Below are 16099 nucleotides of genomic sequence, written 5' to 3'. Positions count from 1 at the left end.
CTGAGTCAGGGGGCGACAGCACGTGCCCTTACATCCAGCCCGGCACCACGAACACCAGCCAGGCCAGCAGCGGGCCGAAGGCGACCACCAGGCCGCTGTAGATGAGGAACTGGCGGAACAGCGATTCACGCTCTTCCTTGGCGGCCGAGGCCACCACCAGCGCACCGTTGGTCGAGAACGGGCTGACATCCACGATGGTCGAGGAGACCGCCAGCGCGCAGATCACGCCCGCCGCGCCCAGGTGCCCCTGCATCAGGAACGGCACCGCCAGCGGGATGGTGGCGCCCAGCACGGCCGCCGACGAGGCGAACGCCGAGACGATGCCGCCCACGTAGCAGACCAGCAGCGCGCCCAGCAGCGGAATGCCGATCTGCGATACGCCGTTGCCGATGAAGTCGACCGCGCCGGCTTCCTGCAGCACGCCGATGTATGTGACCACGCCGCAGATCAGCAGCACCGTGGACCAGCTGATGCCGTCCACCGCGCCCTTCTGGCTCTTCGGCGACAGCAGCGCCAGCGCCACCGCAACGGTGATCGACACCAGGCCAACGTTGAGGTTGTAGATCAGCGCGGCCACGCCCAGCCCGAGCAGGCCGATCAGGGTGAACACACGCTCGCGGGTGATGCCCACCGCCTCCAGTGCATCGGGGTCGTTGGACAGCGTGCCGCCACCGGCCGACACCAGCGCACCGTGGCCTTCGATCGCGAACTGCCGCGACGACGCCTGCGGCCCGCCGGCCATCGCCAGCTCGGCCGTACCCACGCCACCGCCCACCGACACCGCACCGCGCCGCAGCAGCGCCACGCCGCCGAAAGCGAAGAAGCAGATCGTGGCCATCATGAAGTTGAAGCCCAGGCTGGTCAGGAACACCGCCATCTCGGTCACTTCCAGCCCGGCCTTCTGCACCACGCCGTTGGTGATGCTGCCGTACACGCTGATCGGCGAGAAACCGCCGGCCTGCGCGCCATGGATGACCAGCAGGCCCATCAGCAGCGGATTGATCTTGTACTGCTTGGCAAACCGCAGCGCCACCGGACCGATGATTGCCACCGCGGCCGGTCCCAGCGCACCGAATGCGGTGAGCACAGCGGTCACCACGAACATCACCCACGGAATGGCCACGATGCGCCCACGCACCGCACGGACCGCCCAATGCACCAGCAGGTCGATGGTGCCGTTCTTCTGGGCGATGGAGAACAGGTAGGTGATGCCGACCAGGGTCAGGAACAGGTCCCCGGGGAATCCGCCCAGCACCTCTTTGCCTTCCATGCCGACGAACACACCGCCGATGATGAAGGCCAATGCAAACGCGACCGCACCCATGTTGATCGGCAAGGCGGTGGCGACGATGAACATGATCACCAGGCCGATGATCGTTGCGACTTGTGGACTCATGCGCCCTCCCAGACACTTGACTCGCATACAGCAAGGATGGAAACCCGCCATCCCGGGTTACGGCGTGCTACAGGCAACTCCCACCTTCATTGCTGCCGGCCCAGCGCGGCATGTACCCACGCCGCCGCGCCCTCCAGCTGCTGGAACTCTTCCACCGCGCGCACTTCGCAGCACGGGTACGCGCTGGCCACCATGCGCGCCAGCGCCGTGCCGGGACCCAGCTGCAGGAACACCCGCGCGCCGCGCTCGAATGCCTGGCGCATCAGCTGCGCCCACTCGATGGTCTGCGCCAGTTGCGCGGCCAGACTGTGTTCCAACGCGGCACGCGTGCGCACCGGACGTGCATCGATGCCCGCCAGTACCTGCAGCTGCGGCGCCTGCAAGGGCGCCTGCGCGAGTACCTGGGCGAAGCCGTCCGCGGCGCTGGCCAGCAGCGGGGTATGGGCCGGCACATGCACCGGCAGCACGCGCACGTCGGCACCCTGCTGCACGGCGGCAGCGGCCAGCGCATGCAGCGCGAGCAGACGCCCGCCCAGGATGAAATGATCAGCGCCGTTGGCAATGGCGATGTACGCGCCGTGTGTCTCGCACAGCGCCTGGACAGCGGCACGCGGCAGGCCCAGCACCGCCTGCATGCCCGCGTCGGGCGGGCTGGCGGCATCCATCAGCTGCGCGCGTTGGGACGCCAGCGCCAGGCAGGTGGCCGCACTGAAGCTGCCGGCAATCGACTGCGCCGCCAGTTCACCGATGCTGTAGCCGGCCACCAGCGCAGGCGGCGGCAACCGCTCGCGCAGGCCCTGCCAGTGCGCCAGGCTGGCCGCGCAGAGCAGCGGCTGGGCCACCGCGTTGTCGAACCGATCGTCTGCCGCCGCCGCTGCGGTGACATCGCGGCCCAGCAGTGCGGAGGCGGTGTCGAGCACCTCGCATGCGGCGGGCAGGTCGCGCACCCGGTCGAACATCGCCGGATGCTGCGCACCTTGGCCGGGGCAGAGCAGGGCCAGGCTCATACGCGCTCCTGCTGCAGCAGGAACCAGCTGCAGGCCAGCAGATCTGCGCTGCCACCGGGGCTGAGCCGGCGCGCCACGAAGGCATCGCCAAGCTGCTGCAGGCGGATACGCCAGTGCGGTGCAAAGGCGCCGCCGTCGGCGATGAAGCTCGCCGCCTGCGCACGTGCCCACGCCAGTCCCTGCGCACCGCCGCGATGCAGCAGGTTGAGGTCATCGGTGTGGGCCAGCAGGTGCATCAAGGTGTGGCACAGCGCGGCCTCACGCGGCAGCCCGGCCGCCAGCGCGTTCCGCAGCACGGGCACGCCGATGTCACGCAGCAGCGGATAGCCGGCGATGGCCTGCTCACGGACCCCGGCGATGCCGTGCTGTGCACGTGCGCGTTGGCCGGGGCTGTTTGGATCCAGCGGGGCCACGGCCAGCGCCCGCGCCCAGCGCTGCACCGCCACGCACACGGCGTCGGCGGTGATCACGCCGCGGCGCTCGCGCCGGCAGGCGGCCGCCGCGGACACCAGCAGGCCCAGGCTGAAGATCGCGCCGCGATGGGTATTGATGCCGCCGGTGGCGCGCAGCATCGCCGCTTCGGCGGCGATGCCATGGCCGCGCAACACGGAGAAGGGAGCGCTGTCAGCGCCGGCCTGGGCCACGTGGCGGAAATAGTGGCGCAGCGCGAACAGGCTGCGCAGGAAGCTGCCGGCATCCATGTCGGTGTGGCTGCCGCAGTCGAACGGCGTCACCAGCCCCGGCTTGGGCGCGCAGGCCAGTTCGGCGTGCAGGCTGACGATGGCCAGCCGTCCCAGGCGCGCGCAGTCGACCTGTGCAGCCGCCGGGGGATGCGCCTGTACCACGGCGTTCATGCGGCAACACCGGAGGGCACGAACAAGGTGTCGCGCGGGGCCAGCATGGCGCCGTCGATGCGCTTGACCAGCACCTCCCGCGCGCTGCCGGCATACTCGCGCCAGTTCACCGCCGCGCCGCCGGGCAGGCACAGCTCGCCATCCACGCGCCGACCCTCGCGCACTTCCCACGCCTGCAGCCGCTGCACCAGGCGGTCGGCCACTTCCGGCGTGTGCACCTGCCACAGCAGATCAATGTCCGACTGGGCGTGCACATAGGGCAGCCCGGTGAGGGCCTGCCAGGCAAACGCGCCAAACACCCGTGCCGGTGCGATCGCGTCCAGTCCCTGCAGCGCCATGTACCACTCGGCGCTGATCAGGCGGTCGGGGCGGGCGATCAGCGCGTGCAACGCCAGCGGCGGCTGCTGCCGCGCGATGTCCTGCAGCGGCACGCGCAACGCCAGCCGCTGCTTGCCTTCGTTCGGCGGCAGCGGCACGCCCAGGCGCACGCGCGGATCGGGATCGTCGGCGGCGCGGCGCGCCACCACCGCCGGCCAGCCCTGGGCGAACCAGGTGGCCAGGCGCGGGTCCTGTGCGGGCACGTCGGCGCGCCAGTGGGCCTGCGCGGACATCCACACCAGCGTGTGGCGGGCAGGCTGCTCAGGCATCGCCGGCCACCACCGCCGCAGCGACCGACGCGGCCAGGGTACGACCGCCGCGTTGCGCGCCGAGGACCGCGCGGCGATCCCCGTCGGCCGGCGTGCGCAGTGCCTCCAGCAGGGCCTGGGCCAGGTCGTGCTCCCACACCGTGTGCACCGCGCCCATGGCCACGTAGTTCTCCACGCCGGGCGCGAACACCGGTGAGCTCTGGCTCAGCGCCTGCAGCTTTTCCAGGGGTTGTTTGGTGACGCGCGCCATGGCGCGCAGGTCCATCACCCGCACCTGCGCGTCGGGAAGGGCGTGGATGTGGTCGGCCATCAGGCCGAAGGACAGGAACCCACCGCTCACCGATTCGCCGTACACCAGGGTGACCAGCGGCGCGCCGCGGCGGCGGGCCAGGTCCAGCGTCTGCGCCAGGTGGGCGAAGTAGCCGTTGATGCCCAGCAGTTCATCGCGGCGGGCCAGGCGCTGGCCGGCGGTGTCGACCAGCATCACGATCGGCCGCCGGGGATGGGCGGCGGTGCTGGCGAGCACGGCGGCGGCCAAGGTGAGCGCATGGTCCACGCCGACCTCAAGCTTGTCGGTGGTGCCGATCACGGTCACCTCGCCCTCGTCGGTGCTGGCGCTGCCGGTCAGCACCGCATCGTTCACCGCGACGGCGTGCCCGCGCGGGAACAGCGCATCCAGCAGCGTGTTCAAGGGCATGCTCATGGCAGTCTCCGGGCGGCGGTGGCGGCAAGGAAGGCGTCGGTTTCCAGCAGCGGCAGCTGCTGCGGATCGGCAATGCCCTGCAACGCCCAGATGTCCAGCCCATCCCGGCAGCCGCCCCAGGCCTGCACCCGTGCCTGCAATGCGGCATGGCGGGCCTGCAAGGCGGCCAGTGCCGCATCGGTGTCGGTGCTGTCGGTATCGGGCACCAGTGCATCGAAGGCGGCCTGCGCGAAGGCGTTGATCGCATCGGTCACCAGCACCTGGGCCTGGTCGATCAGGTAGCGGTGCTTGCCGCCGGTGACGCGCCACACCAGGGCGCGGTCGCGGGCGTCGAACTCTTCCACGCCCCGCACCGTTTCGATCACCTCCGGCCCGGACAGCGACAAACGCCCCTCTTCGGACATGATCACCGTGGTGCAGCAGCGCGCCACGATGCCCATGCCGCCGAATGCGCCGTTGCCGCTGCCGATCAGGGCAACCACCGGCACCCCGGCGGCACGCGCGGCCAGGGTGGCGCGCATGATCTCGGAAATGGCGATCAGCCCGGCATTGGCTTCGTGCAGTCGCACGCCGCCGGTATCCAGCAGCAGCAGCACGCCGTCGGGGCGCTGTTCGGCGGCACGGCGCAGCAGGCCGGTGAGCTTGGCGCCGTGCACCTCGCCCACGCCGCCGCCCATGAAGTGGCCTTGCTGTGCGGCCACCAGCACGTGCTTGCCGCGCAGCAGGCCTTCGCCCACCACGATGCCGTCGTCGAACGCGGCGGGCTGGTCCAGCTGCGCCAGGTGCGGGCTCATCGCGCGCCGGGCCGGGCCCAGCAGTTCCTTGAACGAGCCTGCATCGAGCAGGCCGGCGATGCGCTCGCGCGCATCGGCTTCGTAATAGCTGTGGCGGTGGGCGATGCTCATGGCTGGGCTCCACTGCGCAGGGTCTGCACCGCCTGGTCCAGGCGCAGGCTGACCACGGCCGGGGTGGCGCCGGCATCGTTGATCGATACCTGCACGTCACGCAGCGGATGGCGCTGTGCGAAGTCGCCGATCACCGCGGCCCAGATGGTGCCGAAGCCCTTGGCGGCGGTGACGATGTGGACCGCCATCGCGCCGTCCAGCGCGGCCGGTTCCAGCAGCACTTCGAGGTTGCCCGACGCCAGCACGCCGACCAGTACCGCCTCGGTGGGAAAGCGCACGGCGGTGGTGCCGTCGAATCGATATGTGAGGGTTTCCATGGGCCTGTCCCTTACCAGTTGCGGAAGCGCTTGGGCGGGTCGTACAGGCCGCCGGACCAGCGCACCAGGTCTTTCACCGAGCGCGCGGCCAGCAGGTCGCGGCTGGCATCGCGTACGTTGATGCCCAGGTCGTCGGGGCGTTGGATCACGCCGCGGTCGCGCAGGTTCTCGACCATGGCGCGGTCGCGGCCCAGGCCCACCGCGGTGTAACCGGCCACGCCACGGATGGCCTGTTCGCGCTCTTCGGGGGTGCGGCACAACAGCAGATTGGCGATGCCTTCTTCGGTGAGCACGTGGCTCACGTCGTCGCCGTAGATCATCACCGGCGGCAGGGGCATCGCGGCGCGTTCGGCCAGCTCCCACGCATCCAGGCGATCGACGAACGCCGGCGCCATGTGCTCGCGGAAGGTTTCCACCATCTGCACCACCAGCTTGCGCCCGCGCGGCATGTCGCCAGGGCGTGCGGCCTGCTGGCCGGCCTTGAGCCAGGCATCGCTGGCATGGCGGCGACCGCGTGCATCCGAGCCCATGTTGGGCGCGCCACCGAAGCCGGCGATACGGTCGCGGGTGGCGGTGGAACTGTTGCCCTGCAGGTCGATCTGCAACGTGGAGCCGATGAACATGTCGCAGGCATACAGGCCGGCGGTCTGCGAGAACGCGCGGTTGGAACGCATCGACCCATCGGCACCGGTGAAGAACACATCGCCGCGCGCAGCGATGTACTTCTCCATGCCCAGTTCGGAGCCGAACGAATGCACCGATTTGACGAAGCCCGACTCGATGGCCGGGATCAGCGCCGGGTGCGGATTGAGCGCCCAGTGCTGGCAGATCCTGCCCTTCAGCCCCAGCGATTCGGCATAGGTGGGCAGCAGCAGTTCGATCGCCGCCGTGTCGAAGCCGATGCCATGGTTGAGGCGGTTGACCCCGTACTCGGCGTAGATGCCCTTGATGGCCATCATCGCCATCAGCACCTGGATCTCGGAGATCTGTGCCGGGTCGCGGGTGAACAGCGGTTCGATGTGGTTCGGGCGCGGCGCCTGCACCACGAAGTTGACCCAGTCGGCGGGGATGTCGACGCGGGGCAGGGTATCGACGATCTCGTTGACCTGCGCGATGACGATGCCGCCCCCGAAGGCGGTCGCTTCGACGATCACCGGGGTGTCTTCGGTATTCGGGCCGGTGTAGAGATTGCCGTGCCGGTCCGCCGCCTGCGCGGCCACCAGCGCCACCCGCGGGGTGAGGTCGATGAAGTAGCGGCCGAACAGTTCCAGGTAAGTGTGGATGGCGCCGATCTGGATGCGCCCTTCGGCGACCAGGTTGGCCAGCCGCACCGACTGCGGCCCGGAGAAGGAGAAATCCAGCTTCGAGGCGATGCCGCGCTCGAACACGTCCAGGTGCGCGGGCAGCGACAGCACCGACTGCACCATGTGCAGGTCGTGCACCCGCGCCGGGTCGAGGTCGGCCAGGGCCTGGGCGAGGAAGTCGGCCTGCTTCTGGTTGTTGCCCTCCAGGCAGACCTTGTCGCCCGGTTCGAGCAGGGCATGCAGCAGCGCGGCGACATCGCCGGCCGCCACCTCACGGCCCCTGGCCCATGGCGCGGCGCGTTCCAGCCGCACCTGGCGGCCGCGCTCCAGTGTGTCCCAGCTCGGGTTCATCGACGGACTTCCGATTGGCGTTGAGATAATTACGCCATAATTATGGAGCCGTGCGCAACCCGCAGCGCAGCAAAAAAAAGGCCCGCCGAGCGGCGGGCCTGTTCAGGTTGATGGCGTGGCACGCCGTAGCGCCGGGCTCTGCCCGGCCGGTGTCCGCAGCCGGGCAGAGCCCGGCTCTACGTGTGTGGTCCGCAGCCGGGCAGAGCCCGGCTCTACGTGCGTGGTCCGGGTAGTGCCGGCCGCTGGCCGGCAACCGGGCAGAGCCCGGCTCTACGCGGGTGGTGCGGGTAGTGCCGGCCGCTGGCCGGCAACCCCATGACCCCCGGCAGCCTCAGAACGTCCAGCGCAGGCTGGCCGCCACGAAGCGCGGTTCGCCGTAGTTGTTGTAGTCCAGGTTGGCCCAGTAGGTCTTGTCCAGCGCGTTGCGCACGCTCAGGGTGGCCGTCCAGTTGTCGGTGAGGCGGTAGTTGGCGTTGAACTGCACCAGCGCATACGCCGGCTGGTTCACCGTCACCGTGCCACCCAGCGGGTAGGGGATGTTGTAGCCCTGCACCTTGCTCTGCCACTGCACGCCGCCGCCCACGCTCAGGCGCGACAGCGCGCCGCGCAGCTGCACCTGCGTGTTGAGCTGCAGCAGGTCTTCGGCCGGGTTGGCGTACAGCTGGTCGGTGGCCGCGCGGGTCACCTTGACGTGGGTGAAGCCGGCATTGACCGTCCAGCCCGGCAGGATCTCGCCGTTGATGTCCACTTCCCAGCCGCGCGCCTTGGTGCCGTTGACGCCGATGTAGGCCGAGCTGCCGTCGCTGAGCGAGCCGTCCGGCACGCTCATGTCGCGCATCGCGTAGTTGTCCTGCTTGGCCTCGAACACCGCCGCGTTGGCGGTCAGGCGGCCGTCGAACCACTGGCTCTTGATGCCCGCTTCCAGGTTGGAGCCCTGCACCGGCGCCAGCAGGTTCTCGTTCTTGTCCTTGAAGTTCTGCGGATTGAAGATTTCGGTGTAGCTGCCGTAGACCGAGAACTGCGGGGTGATGTCATACACCAGGCCCACGTACGGCGTCACTTCGTCCTTCACCTTGTAGGCGCCGCTGGTGGCGGTATACGCACCGGCCACGTTGTAGGCGCGGGTCAGCGTCTCCCAGCGGCTCAGGCGCGCGCCGGCGATCAGCGACAGCGGATCGGCCAGGCGCAGGCGGGTGGCCAGGTACACGCCGCTCTGCCGGGTGCGCGCCACGCGGCGGGCACCGGTACGGGTGTAGGTCACTTCGGAAATGTCGCCGTCCCACGACCGGATGTTGGGGATGTAGTAGCAGCGCTCGGTGCCGCAGCGCGCCCAGTAGGTGGGGTAGTTCAGGGCGAGGGTGTTGGTGGTGCTTTCCAGGTCGGACCACTGCCCGCCCAGGGTCACGTCATGCTCGCGGCCGAACAGATTGAAGGTGCCGCTCAGGTAGGCATCCACGTTGCGCCGGGTGTCTTCCGAATCGCCGGCGGCCGTACGCAGGTAGATGCCCGCGCCGGTGGTCGGGTCCGGGTAGCCGGTGCCATACAGGCGCACGTTCTGCACGTTGCCACGGGTGTAGGCGGTGTTGACCTTGAGCAGCCAGTTCTCGCCGAAATGCTGTTCCAGGTTGGCGAACACGGTACTGGTTTCGCGCTGCCAGTAGCTCCACTTCGGGGCCACGTTGGTCGAGCGCGGCAGGTGCGCGAAGTTGCCCTGGCTGTCGAAGAACGGCACGGTGCCCCAGGTCGAGCCGACCGGGTTGTTGTCCTGGGTCTGGTAGCCCACGGTCACGGTGGTGCTGTCGGTGAGATCACCTTCGAGCACGGCCATGCCGGCCATCTTGTTTTCCTTGTAGCGGTCGTAATAGAAATCACGATCGGTGTAGGCGGCCACCACGCGGCTGCGGAAGCGGCCGTCGGCGGTCAGCGGCGCGGTCACGTCCGCTTCCATGCGGCGATAGTCCCAGCTGCCGGCGCTGACCGAGAAGGACGCGTCGAACTCCTTGCCCGGGCGCTTGCGCAGCAGGTTGACCGTGGCCGAGGGCACGCCGGCGCCGCTGAGCAGGCCGTTGGCGCCGCGGATCACTTCCACGCTGTCGTAGAAAGCGGTGTCGTATTCCTGGTTGGTCGAGCCGCTGTAGGTGGGAATGCCATCCACCTGGAAGTCGGTGATGGCAAAGCCGCGCGCGTAGTACAGCGGGCGCTGGGTGTCATAGAAGGACACGCTGACGCCGGTGACGTTGCGCATCACGTCGTTGAGGCTGAACAGCGATTCGTCCTGCAGCCGCTGCAGGCCGATCACGCTGGACGACTGCGGGGTTTCCTGCAGGCTGATGGGCAGGCGCGTGGTGCTGGACGGCGCAGCGCGCTCGCCCAGCACGCTGACCTTGTCCAGGGTTTTGGCATCGCTGGCGTCGGCGGCGGTGTCGGCCTGGGCCAGGGGCGAGGCCAGCGACAGCACGGAGAGCAGGGCCAGGCCCAGCGGGGCGCGGCGGAGGGGGCGGGGCGAAAGATCGCGGAGGGACATGCGCAGGTCTCGAATCGGTCTCGGGAGGGAAACAGCGGGCGGCAGGCACAGCACGCCGGGCGCTCGGGGCGCCAGGCGGTAGATCCTTCTGGGGTGGGAGCCAGCGGGTGGCGCCATTGCGGCCGTGGGGCGTGCAGCAGGCCCGGCGGCAGTCCATTGAGGCCGTCCCGGCCCGCGCCGGCAGCGCAGGGGTACGTAAATGTAAAGCGTTCTCATTCGCTTTACAAATACTGAATGCGGCTGGAGCCCCTCTGAGGGGAGCGTGGTGTTGCAAGAGCCGCCGCGGAGTGAGCACGACGCTACGCGGGTGGCCGGGTGTGCCAGGTGACGTTTGGATCGGCGTCTCCGATCGGGGCGGTCGCGAGCGTGAGGGCCCCGTAGTGGCCGGTAGGCCCCTGGTGCAAATGTCCCCCGGCCGCGGTCGCGGCCTCCTCCTTTATTTTGCCCAGGAGCCTACCGGCCACTACGGGGCTCGGCTTGCGGTGCGCAGGTGGACGCCACGCTTTTGGGAGGTGGTCGGCGGGTCGGGCGCTGGGCCCCGATGCGCTTGGAGGCGAAATAAAGGGGGAGGGGGCGGCCGCAGGCCGACGCCGGAGGACATTCGCCGGAAAAAGTATCGGGGCCCAGCGCCCGATCCGCCACCAACCGCGCCCGCAAAAATTCAAAGCACGCTTCTACTTACCCCGCTTGATCAGGGGCGAAGAACGCAAAAAAAATCCGGCCCACGATGGGGCCGGATCTGATTCACGCACGCGGCAGGTGTTACAGCGCCTGCAGCTCCTCGTTGGCGTTGCGGCTCTTCTGCTTCTGCGCCGGCGCGTTGGCCGGCGGCGGGGTCAGCATCACCGCCGGCGAGGTCTCCACCGGCACGTCCAGGTAGGGCAGTTTCAGCGTATCGCTGGTCTGGCGGCGGATCTCGTTGGTCAGCGCCGCGCTCTCGTTGAGCTTGCGCCCATAGGACGGCACGATCTGCTGCAGGCGCGCTTCCCAGCCGGCAGCCATCTGCTGCGGGAACGCCTTCTTCAGCAGGTCCAGCATGATCGGCGGCGAGGTCGAGGCACCCGGCGAGGCACCCAGCAGCGCGGCCAGCGTGTGGTCCTTGTCGGTCACGATCTCGGTGCCGAACTGCAGCACCGGACCCTTCTCCGGATCGCGCTTGATGATCTGCACGCGCTGGCCGGCGGTGACCAGCTTCCAGTCCTCGCGCTTGGCGTTGGGGAAGTACTTCACCAGTTCGGCCTGGCGGTCGGCATCGTTCAAGCGCGCCTGGCCCATCAGGTACTTCACCAGGTCCAGGTTCTCCGCGCCCACGTCCAGCATGCCGGCCACGTTGTTGTGGTTCACCGACGAATACAGGTCGAACCACGAACCGTGCTTGAGGAACTTGGTGCTGTACAGGGCGAACGGACCAAACAGCACCACCGGCTTGCCGTCCAGCTTGCGCGCATCCAGGTGCGGCACCGACATCGGCGGCGACCCGGTTTCGGCCATGCCGTAGGCCTTTACCGAATGGCGTCCGGCAACGGCCGGGTTCTGGAAGGCCAGGAACTGGCCGCCCACCGGGAAGCCGGCGTAATCCTTCGATTCGGGAATGCCCGACAGCTGCAGCAGCTTCAGCGCCGCACCACCGGCACCGATGAACACGAAGCGCGACTTGATCGTGGACTCGGTGCCGGACGTCAGGTCCTTCACGGTCACGTTCCAGGTCTTGTCATCGTTCTGGCGCAGCGCGCCCACTTCGTGCTGCAGGTGCAGCTGGAAGTTCGGGCTGCGCTGCAGGCCGGCGGTGAGCTGGCGGGTGATCACGCCGAAGTTGACGTCGGTGCCCAGCGGCATCCACGTCGCGGCCACCTTCTGCTTCGGGTCGCGGCCTTCCATCAGCAGCGGCGCCCACTGCTTGATCTGCGCGGCGTCTTCGGAGTACTGCATGCCGTAGAACAGCGGGTTCTTCACCAGCGCCTGCTGGCGCTTGTGCAGGTAGGCAATGTTGTCATCGCCCCAGACGAAGCTCATGTGCGGGGTAGGGTTGATGAAGTCCGACGGCTGGCTGAGCCGGCCCGCCTTCACCTGGTGCGACCAGAACTGGCGCGAGATCTCGAACTGCTCGGCGATGCCCACCGCGCGCTTGGTCTCGATGCTGCCGTCGGGCAGTTCCGGGGTGTAGTTCAGCTCGGCGAAGGCCGAGTGGCCGGTGCCGGCGTTGTTCCAGCCGTCCGAGCTCTCCAGCGCCACGCCGTCCAGGCGCTCATACACCTGGATGTTCCAGTCCGGCTGCAGCTCCTGCAGGAACGTGGCCAGGGTGATGCTCATGATGCCGCCACCGACCAGCACGACGTCTACCGGCTTGTCGTTGCCGGCGGCCGGGACCGAGCGCTGATGCAGCGGCCAGTACAGGAACACGGCCGCCACCAATAGCAGCAGCACGAACAGGCCGAGGACGACCTTCGCGAGTTTTTTCATGGGAATCTCAAAGGGGGGAGATATGGAAAGGATGCCGCCGTTGGCGCGCAAGCCTGTGAAGACGGGCTCAAAGCGGCTTCCTGGCACGGATTTTAGCCCTTTCTGGTACGGATTTGGTGCAACGCAGCATCCGACGGGGTGCCGGTGGCAGGGAGTCTCCGGTTAAACTGACAAGGCTGAATACGTCGAAATAAAGATAGGTACGCAATGGCAAGGATGCTGGTCGTGGTCGGTGACCACCTCCATCTGGGCGGTACGGTAGTAGCCGGTTCCCCGTTCACGGATATCGACGGGCGCGCCGTCGCCCGGGTCAACGACCCGGTGGTCTGCAAGGTGCATGGCCCCGGGGTGATCGCCAGCGGCGACGCCACTCTCATCATTGACGGCAACCCGGTGGCCCGCCACGGCGACAAGGCCAGCTGCGGCTGTACGCTGCTGGCTGGCCAGCAGGCGATGGTCAGCGTGGATGCCGGTGGCAGCGGCGGGGCCAAGGGCAGCAGTGGCGGCGCAGGCAAGGCGGCGGTGATCGCTGCGGCGGTGTCGCTGGCCGGGGCGGTGCTGAAACAGACGGCCACCGCGTCGCCGCCGTCGCAGACCCCGCCGCCGCCGCAGTGCTGGCTGCGCGACCATGAAGCGCAGATCGCAGTGGATGCCGATGGCCGCTACTTCGAAACCCTCGACCCGCAGGGCACCAAGTACGAAGGCCCGTTCCCGGTGTCCTACCACATTGCCGTGCCGGCCAAGTCCGGTGGCGATGTGGTGGTGTCGATCAAGGCACGCGTGACCGCGCTGGCCGGGGTTACGCCGGGCGATGTCACCACCGCCAAACTGCGCATGATGGAAGGTGTGGCCAGCCACTGGAACGGCAAGTTCACCCTGGCGGTGAACGACCCGCAGTGCGGCACGCGGTCCTTCCCGATCCGCTACGAGATCCACTGGGTCGATGCAGGGCAGGATTACACGCTGCTGCTGCACAAGGACTACGATCGCGAGATGGTCGATCCGCCCACGGTCTACGTTGCCACCACCACGGATGGGTGGACCTACGCGCACGAGTTCGCCCACTGCCTGGGCCTGCCCGACGAGTACTCGGAGAACGAGGACGACGCCCCGGACACCGTGCGCTACATACGCCCGGATGGCAGTGTCGATCCGGCCACGGTGGAGGCGCTGGCGTTCCGCGACAGCACCGATGCGCTGGCCACCATCATGTCCACCTACCATGCCACCCGTACCCACCCCAGGCACGCCTGGAACATAGGTCGCGAGGTGCAGGAACTACTCCGCCGCGACCTTGGCCGGGAGATAACATGCACCGTTTCCTGATTCCGCTGATTGCCCTGTTTGCCGCCTCACCCACGTTTGCCCAGACCCCGGAACCCGCCCCCATGATCGAACTCCACGCCCGCTGCATCGATGATGCCCAGTGCCGTTTCCTTGGCGATGACGTGCGTGTCGAGCTGGAGCTGCGCAACAGCGGCCGCAACAACGTGTCGCTGCCCGTGGCCTTCCTGCGCAAGCGCGGCCCGGCCGTGCGCCTGGTGGACCGCCATTCGGGCAAGGAAAAGCAGTTGCGGCGCAATCCTGTCGACGGCCTGATGCTCAAGGACCTGGAGACGCTGGCCCCGGGCCAGTCGGTGCGCTTCACCTGGCCGATCACCCCGAAGGAAATCACCGACTTCGCACTGCGCCCGATCGATCTGGACGCGGTGTTCGGTTTGAACATCACGCCCGAGCGCAAGGGCGCAGACGCCACCATCATCCGCGCCAAACTGCACATCGTGGACGGCCGGGTGGGCGAGGGCGCGCGCTGAGGCGCCGCTCCCTGTAAACATGCGGCGGCATGCACCGCATGCCGCGCACGAATGGCCGATGGCGTCATCCCGCCATACGCCTGAAAGGCTGCGGACGCCCGCCAGGGCTGCAAGGCAGCTGCGCACCCGCGTCCAGCGCGTCAGCGCTGCCTAGACTTTTTCCCCTTCAACGTTGGATGGGGGGAGTGCATGGCGAGGATGCTCGTGGTGGCCGGCGACCGGCTTCATCTTGGCGGAGCCGTGGTGTCAGGCTCGCCATACACCGATATCGACGGAAAGGCAGTGGCCCGGGTGAATGACCCGGTGGTGTGCGCGGTCCATGGACCAGGCGTCATCGCCAGCGGTGATGTGACCCTGATCATCGATGGCCAGCCGGTCGCCCGCGAGGGGGACAAGGCGAGTTGCGGCTGCATGCTCCTGGCGGGGAAGCAGTGGCTGGTCTCAGTGGAACATGGTGCCGCAGATGCCAACCCGGGCGTCCAGCCTGCGCCACACGCGCACATGGACGTCGCCAGCGGAGCCGCCGCGGGTCACTACTCCTCCACGCTGACGCCAGCGGCGCCTGATACGACGCCGCTGTCGGATCCCCGGTGCTGGATGCGGGACTACCGCAGGCACATCTCAGAAAATGCCGAGGGGCGGTACTACCAGACGTATGACCCCACCGGCAGGAAAGTGAGCAAGCCTTACTACGTCAAGTTCCATGTCGAGGTTCCCGCAAAACGGGGCGGCGATTTAGTGGTCACGGTGAAGATGTTGGTGATCCGACAGGCCGGAGTGGAGGCAGTGCATGCACAAACTGCCCGTGAGCGCATGGACGCAGGCGTGGATACTTACTGGAATCGTCGGTACGCCCTCGAGGTGAATGATCCGCTCTGTGGCGTTCGCTCCTTCCCGCTGAGGTATCAGGTGGAATGGGTGGCGCATGGACAGGATTGTGTCGTTGCACTGCATGGGGCGCTCGAGCGCGAGAATGTGGATGCTTCCGTCCTCAGTGCGTCCACGACCACCGACGCATTTACCTATGCCCATGAATTCGCCCACTGCATCGGCATTCCGGACGAATACGGCTACATTGTCGATAATGACTATTACGTCCACTATTTTCGTCCGGATGGAACGGTCGATGGCGAGGTGATCCAGGCAGGAGAGCCCCGCGAGATGGACGATCCGCTCGCCACGCTCCTGTCGGGCTATGAGGCCTTCAGGTATGAAGCCGTTCCGAGGCACGCCTGGAACGTCGCCCGGGAAGTTCAGGAGCTGCTACGCGATGAGACCGGACGGGAAATAGCATGCGAGATACGATTGCGGCGTTGATTCTATTGGGGGCGTCTCCTGCGGTAGCGGGCGAGACGGCTCGGCTGTCGGATGGCGTCGCGCTGAGCGTGCGGTGTCTTGATGACGCCGCCTGCCGCTTCCACGGCAGCGACCTGAGGGTGGAACTGACACTGCGCAATACCAGGGATGCCCCGGTCGAATTGCCCATCGCGCACTTCCGCCGGCGCGGCCCAAGTGTGCTGCTGACCGATGTGCAGAGCGGCAGAACGCTGCAGCTGAGAACCAACCTGGCGGGCGCGCGCCAACGCCAGAACCCTCAAACGCTGGCCCCCGCCGAATCGGTGGCGTATACGTGGCGGATATTTGCCACCGAGATCAACAGCATGGCGTCGCGTCCGGTTGACCTCATCGCCGAATTCTCGGTGAATCTCGCCGCGGGCGCCCCTGGGAAAAGCGCAGACGTTGTCCGGCATGAGATCCATGTCCACGGGGACGATGGTGGAGCGTTACCCCTATCTGATCGGTAGCCGCATGCCGCC

The 16099-nt window shown here is 67.9% G+C and carries 14 protein-coding genes; 4 read left to right on the top strand and 10 right to left on the bottom strand.

Annotated features, from left to right (window positions below):
• Window positions 1-28 precede the first annotated feature (28 nt).
• The 10 genes from AC6CHL_RS18150 to mqo form a co-directional block, all read right to left on the bottom strand.
• Window positions 29-1396 (bottom strand): SLC13 family permease, encoded by a 1368-nt coding sequence (locus AC6CHL_RS18150; protein WP_038689777.1) that lies wholly within the window; start codon window positions 1394-1396, stop codon window positions 29-31.
• A gap of 86 nt (window positions 1397-1482) precedes the next feature.
• Complete coding sequence (mdcH, locus tag AC6CHL_RS18145; protein WP_498295642.1) at window positions 1483-2403, bottom strand: malonate decarboxylase subunit epsilon; 921 nt, start codon at window positions 2401-2403, stop codon at window positions 1483-1485.
• Window positions 2400-3257 (bottom strand): triphosphoribosyl-dephospho-CoA synthase MdcB, encoded by an 858-nt coding sequence (gene mdcB, locus AC6CHL_RS18140; RefSeq protein WP_498295640.1) that lies wholly within the window; start codon window positions 3255-3257, stop codon window positions 2400-2402. The genes mdcH and mdcB overlap by 4 nt, the downstream gene beginning before the upstream one ends.
• Window positions 3254-3904 (bottom strand): malonate decarboxylase holo-[acyl-carrier-protein] synthase, encoded by a 651-nt coding sequence (gene mdcG / locus AC6CHL_RS18135; protein ID WP_498295639.1) that lies wholly within the window; start codon window positions 3902-3904, stop codon window positions 3254-3256. Before mdcG ends, mdcB begins: the two co-directional genes overlap by 4 nt.
• Window positions 3897-4601, bottom strand: a complete 705-nt coding sequence (mdcE, locus tag AC6CHL_RS18130) for a biotin-independent malonate decarboxylase subunit gamma (protein WP_498295729.1) — start codon at window positions 4599-4601, stop codon at window positions 3897-3899. Before mdcE ends, mdcG begins: the two co-directional genes overlap by 8 nt.
• A gap of 2 nt (window positions 4602-4603) precedes the next feature.
• Window positions 4604-5512 carry a biotin-independent malonate decarboxylase subunit beta gene (locus tag AC6CHL_RS18125; RefSeq protein WP_498295638.1) on the bottom strand — a complete coding sequence of 303 codons (909 nt, stop codon included), beginning with the start codon at window positions 5510-5512 and terminating at the stop codon, window positions 4604-4606.
• A complete protein-coding gene (mdcC, locus tag AC6CHL_RS18120) occupies window positions 5509-5829 on the bottom strand; it encodes a malonate decarboxylase acyl carrier protein (protein ID WP_038689767.1) in 321 nt (106 codons plus the stop codon). The genes AC6CHL_RS18125 and mdcC overlap by 4 nt, the downstream gene beginning before the upstream one ends.
• Before the next feature lie 11 nt (window positions 5830-5840).
• Window positions 5841-7484: a malonate decarboxylase subunit alpha gene (gene mdcA, locus AC6CHL_RS18115; protein ID WP_498295637.1), complete on the bottom strand. Its 1644-nt coding sequence runs from the start codon at window positions 7482-7484 to the stop codon at window positions 5841-5843.
• A gap of 331 nt (window positions 7485-7815) precedes the next feature.
• A complete protein-coding gene (locus AC6CHL_RS18110; RefSeq protein WP_498295635.1) occupies window positions 7816-10008 on the bottom strand; it encodes a TonB-dependent siderophore receptor in 2193 nt (730 codons plus the stop codon).
• Window positions 10009-10770: 762 nt separating this feature from the next.
• Window positions 10771-12468 (bottom strand): malate dehydrogenase (quinone), encoded by a 1698-nt coding sequence (gene mqo, locus AC6CHL_RS18105; RefSeq protein WP_038689762.1) that lies wholly within the window; start codon window positions 12466-12468, stop codon window positions 10771-10773.
• Between the two features lie 207 nt (window positions 12469-12675).
• Here mqo and AC6CHL_RS18100 point away from each other — a divergent pair, with 207 nt between their 5' ends.
• The 4 genes from AC6CHL_RS18100 (at window position 12676) to AC6CHL_RS18085 (ending at window position 16087) form a co-directional block, all read left to right on the top strand.
• Window positions 12676-13794 carry a PAAR domain-containing protein gene (locus AC6CHL_RS18100; RefSeq protein ID WP_081797250.1) on the top strand — a complete coding sequence of 373 codons (1119 nt, stop codon included), beginning with the start codon at window positions 12676-12678 and terminating at the stop codon, window positions 13792-13794.
• The gene (locus AC6CHL_RS18095; RefSeq protein ID WP_038689760.1) at window positions 13779-14282 is read left to right on the top strand and encodes a hypothetical protein; all 504 of its coding nucleotides are present in this window, start codon (window positions 13779-13781) and stop codon (window positions 14280-14282) included. The genes AC6CHL_RS18100 and AC6CHL_RS18095 overlap by 16 nt, the downstream gene beginning before the upstream one ends.
• Window positions 14283-14471: 189 nt before the next feature.
• The gene (locus AC6CHL_RS18090; protein WP_498295632.1) at window positions 14472-15599 is read left to right on the top strand and encodes a PAAR domain-containing protein; all 1128 of its coding nucleotides are present in this window, start codon (window positions 14472-14474) and stop codon (window positions 15597-15599) included.
• Window positions 15575-16087: a hypothetical protein gene (locus AC6CHL_RS18085; protein WP_498295631.1), complete on the top strand. Its 513-nt coding sequence runs from the start codon at window positions 15575-15577 to the stop codon at window positions 16085-16087. The genes AC6CHL_RS18090 and AC6CHL_RS18085 overlap by 25 nt, the downstream gene beginning before the upstream one ends.
• The last annotated feature ends 12 nt before the right edge of the window (window positions 16088-16099 follow it).

Source organism: Stenotrophomonas sp. GQ19 (assembly GCF_059758695.1).
The sequence above is the reverse complement of the archived record's forward strand: the minus strand, read 5'-3'. Positions and strand labels throughout refer to the sequence as shown.

Bases quoted from the DNA above. Each gene is read 5' to 3' on its own strand.
- AC6CHL_RS18085 (WP_498295631.1), top strand. From the start codon at position 15,575: ATGCGAGATACGATTGCGGCGTTGATTCTATTGGGGGCGTCTCCTGCG.
- AC6CHL_RS18090 (WP_498295632.1), top strand. From the start codon at position 14,472: ATGGCGAGGATGCTCGTGGTGGCCGGCGACCGGCTTCATCTTGGCGGA.
- mdcC (WP_038689767.1), bottom strand. From the start codon at position 5,829: ATGGAAACCCTCACATATCGATTCGACGGCACCACCGCCGTGCGCTTT.
- mdcB (WP_498295640.1), bottom strand. From the start codon at position 3,257: ATGAACGCCGTGGTACAGGCGCATCCCCCGGCGGCTGCACAGGTCGAC.
- AC6CHL_RS18150 (WP_038689777.1), bottom strand. From the start codon at position 1,396: ATGAGTCCACAAGTCGCAACGATCATCGGCCTGGTGATCATGTTCATC.
- mdcE (WP_498295729.1), bottom strand. From the start codon at position 4,601: ATGCCCTTGAACACGCTGCTGGATGCGCTGTTCCCGCGCGGGCACGCC.
- AC6CHL_RS18100 (WP_081797250.1), top strand. From the start codon at position 12,676: ATGGCAAGGATGCTGGTCGTGGTCGGTGACCACCTCCATCTGGGCGGT.
- AC6CHL_RS18125 (WP_498295638.1), bottom strand. From the start codon at position 5,512: ATGAGCATCGCCCACCGCCACAGCTATTACGAAGCCGATGCGCGCGAG.
- mqo (WP_038689762.1), bottom strand. From the start codon at position 12,468: ATGAAAAAACTCGCGAAGGTCGTCCTCGGCCTGTTCGTGCTGCTGCTA.
- AC6CHL_RS18110 (WP_498295635.1), bottom strand. From the start codon at position 10,008: ATGTCCCTCCGCGATCTTTCGCCCCGCCCCCTCCGCCGCGCCCCGCTG.
- AC6CHL_RS18095 (WP_038689760.1), top strand. From the start codon at position 13,779: ATGCACCGTTTCCTGATTCCGCTGATTGCCCTGTTTGCCGCCTCACCC.
- mdcG (WP_498295639.1), bottom strand. From the start codon at position 3,904: ATGCCTGAGCAGCCTGCCCGCCACACGCTGGTGTGGATGTCCGCGCAG.
- mdcA (WP_498295637.1), bottom strand. From the start codon at position 7,484: ATGAACCCGAGCTGGGACACACTGGAGCGCGGCCGCCAGGTGCGGCTG.
- mdcH (WP_498295642.1), bottom strand. From the start codon at position 2,403: ATGAGCCTGGCCCTGCTCTGCCCCGGCCAAGGTGCGCAGCATCCGGCG.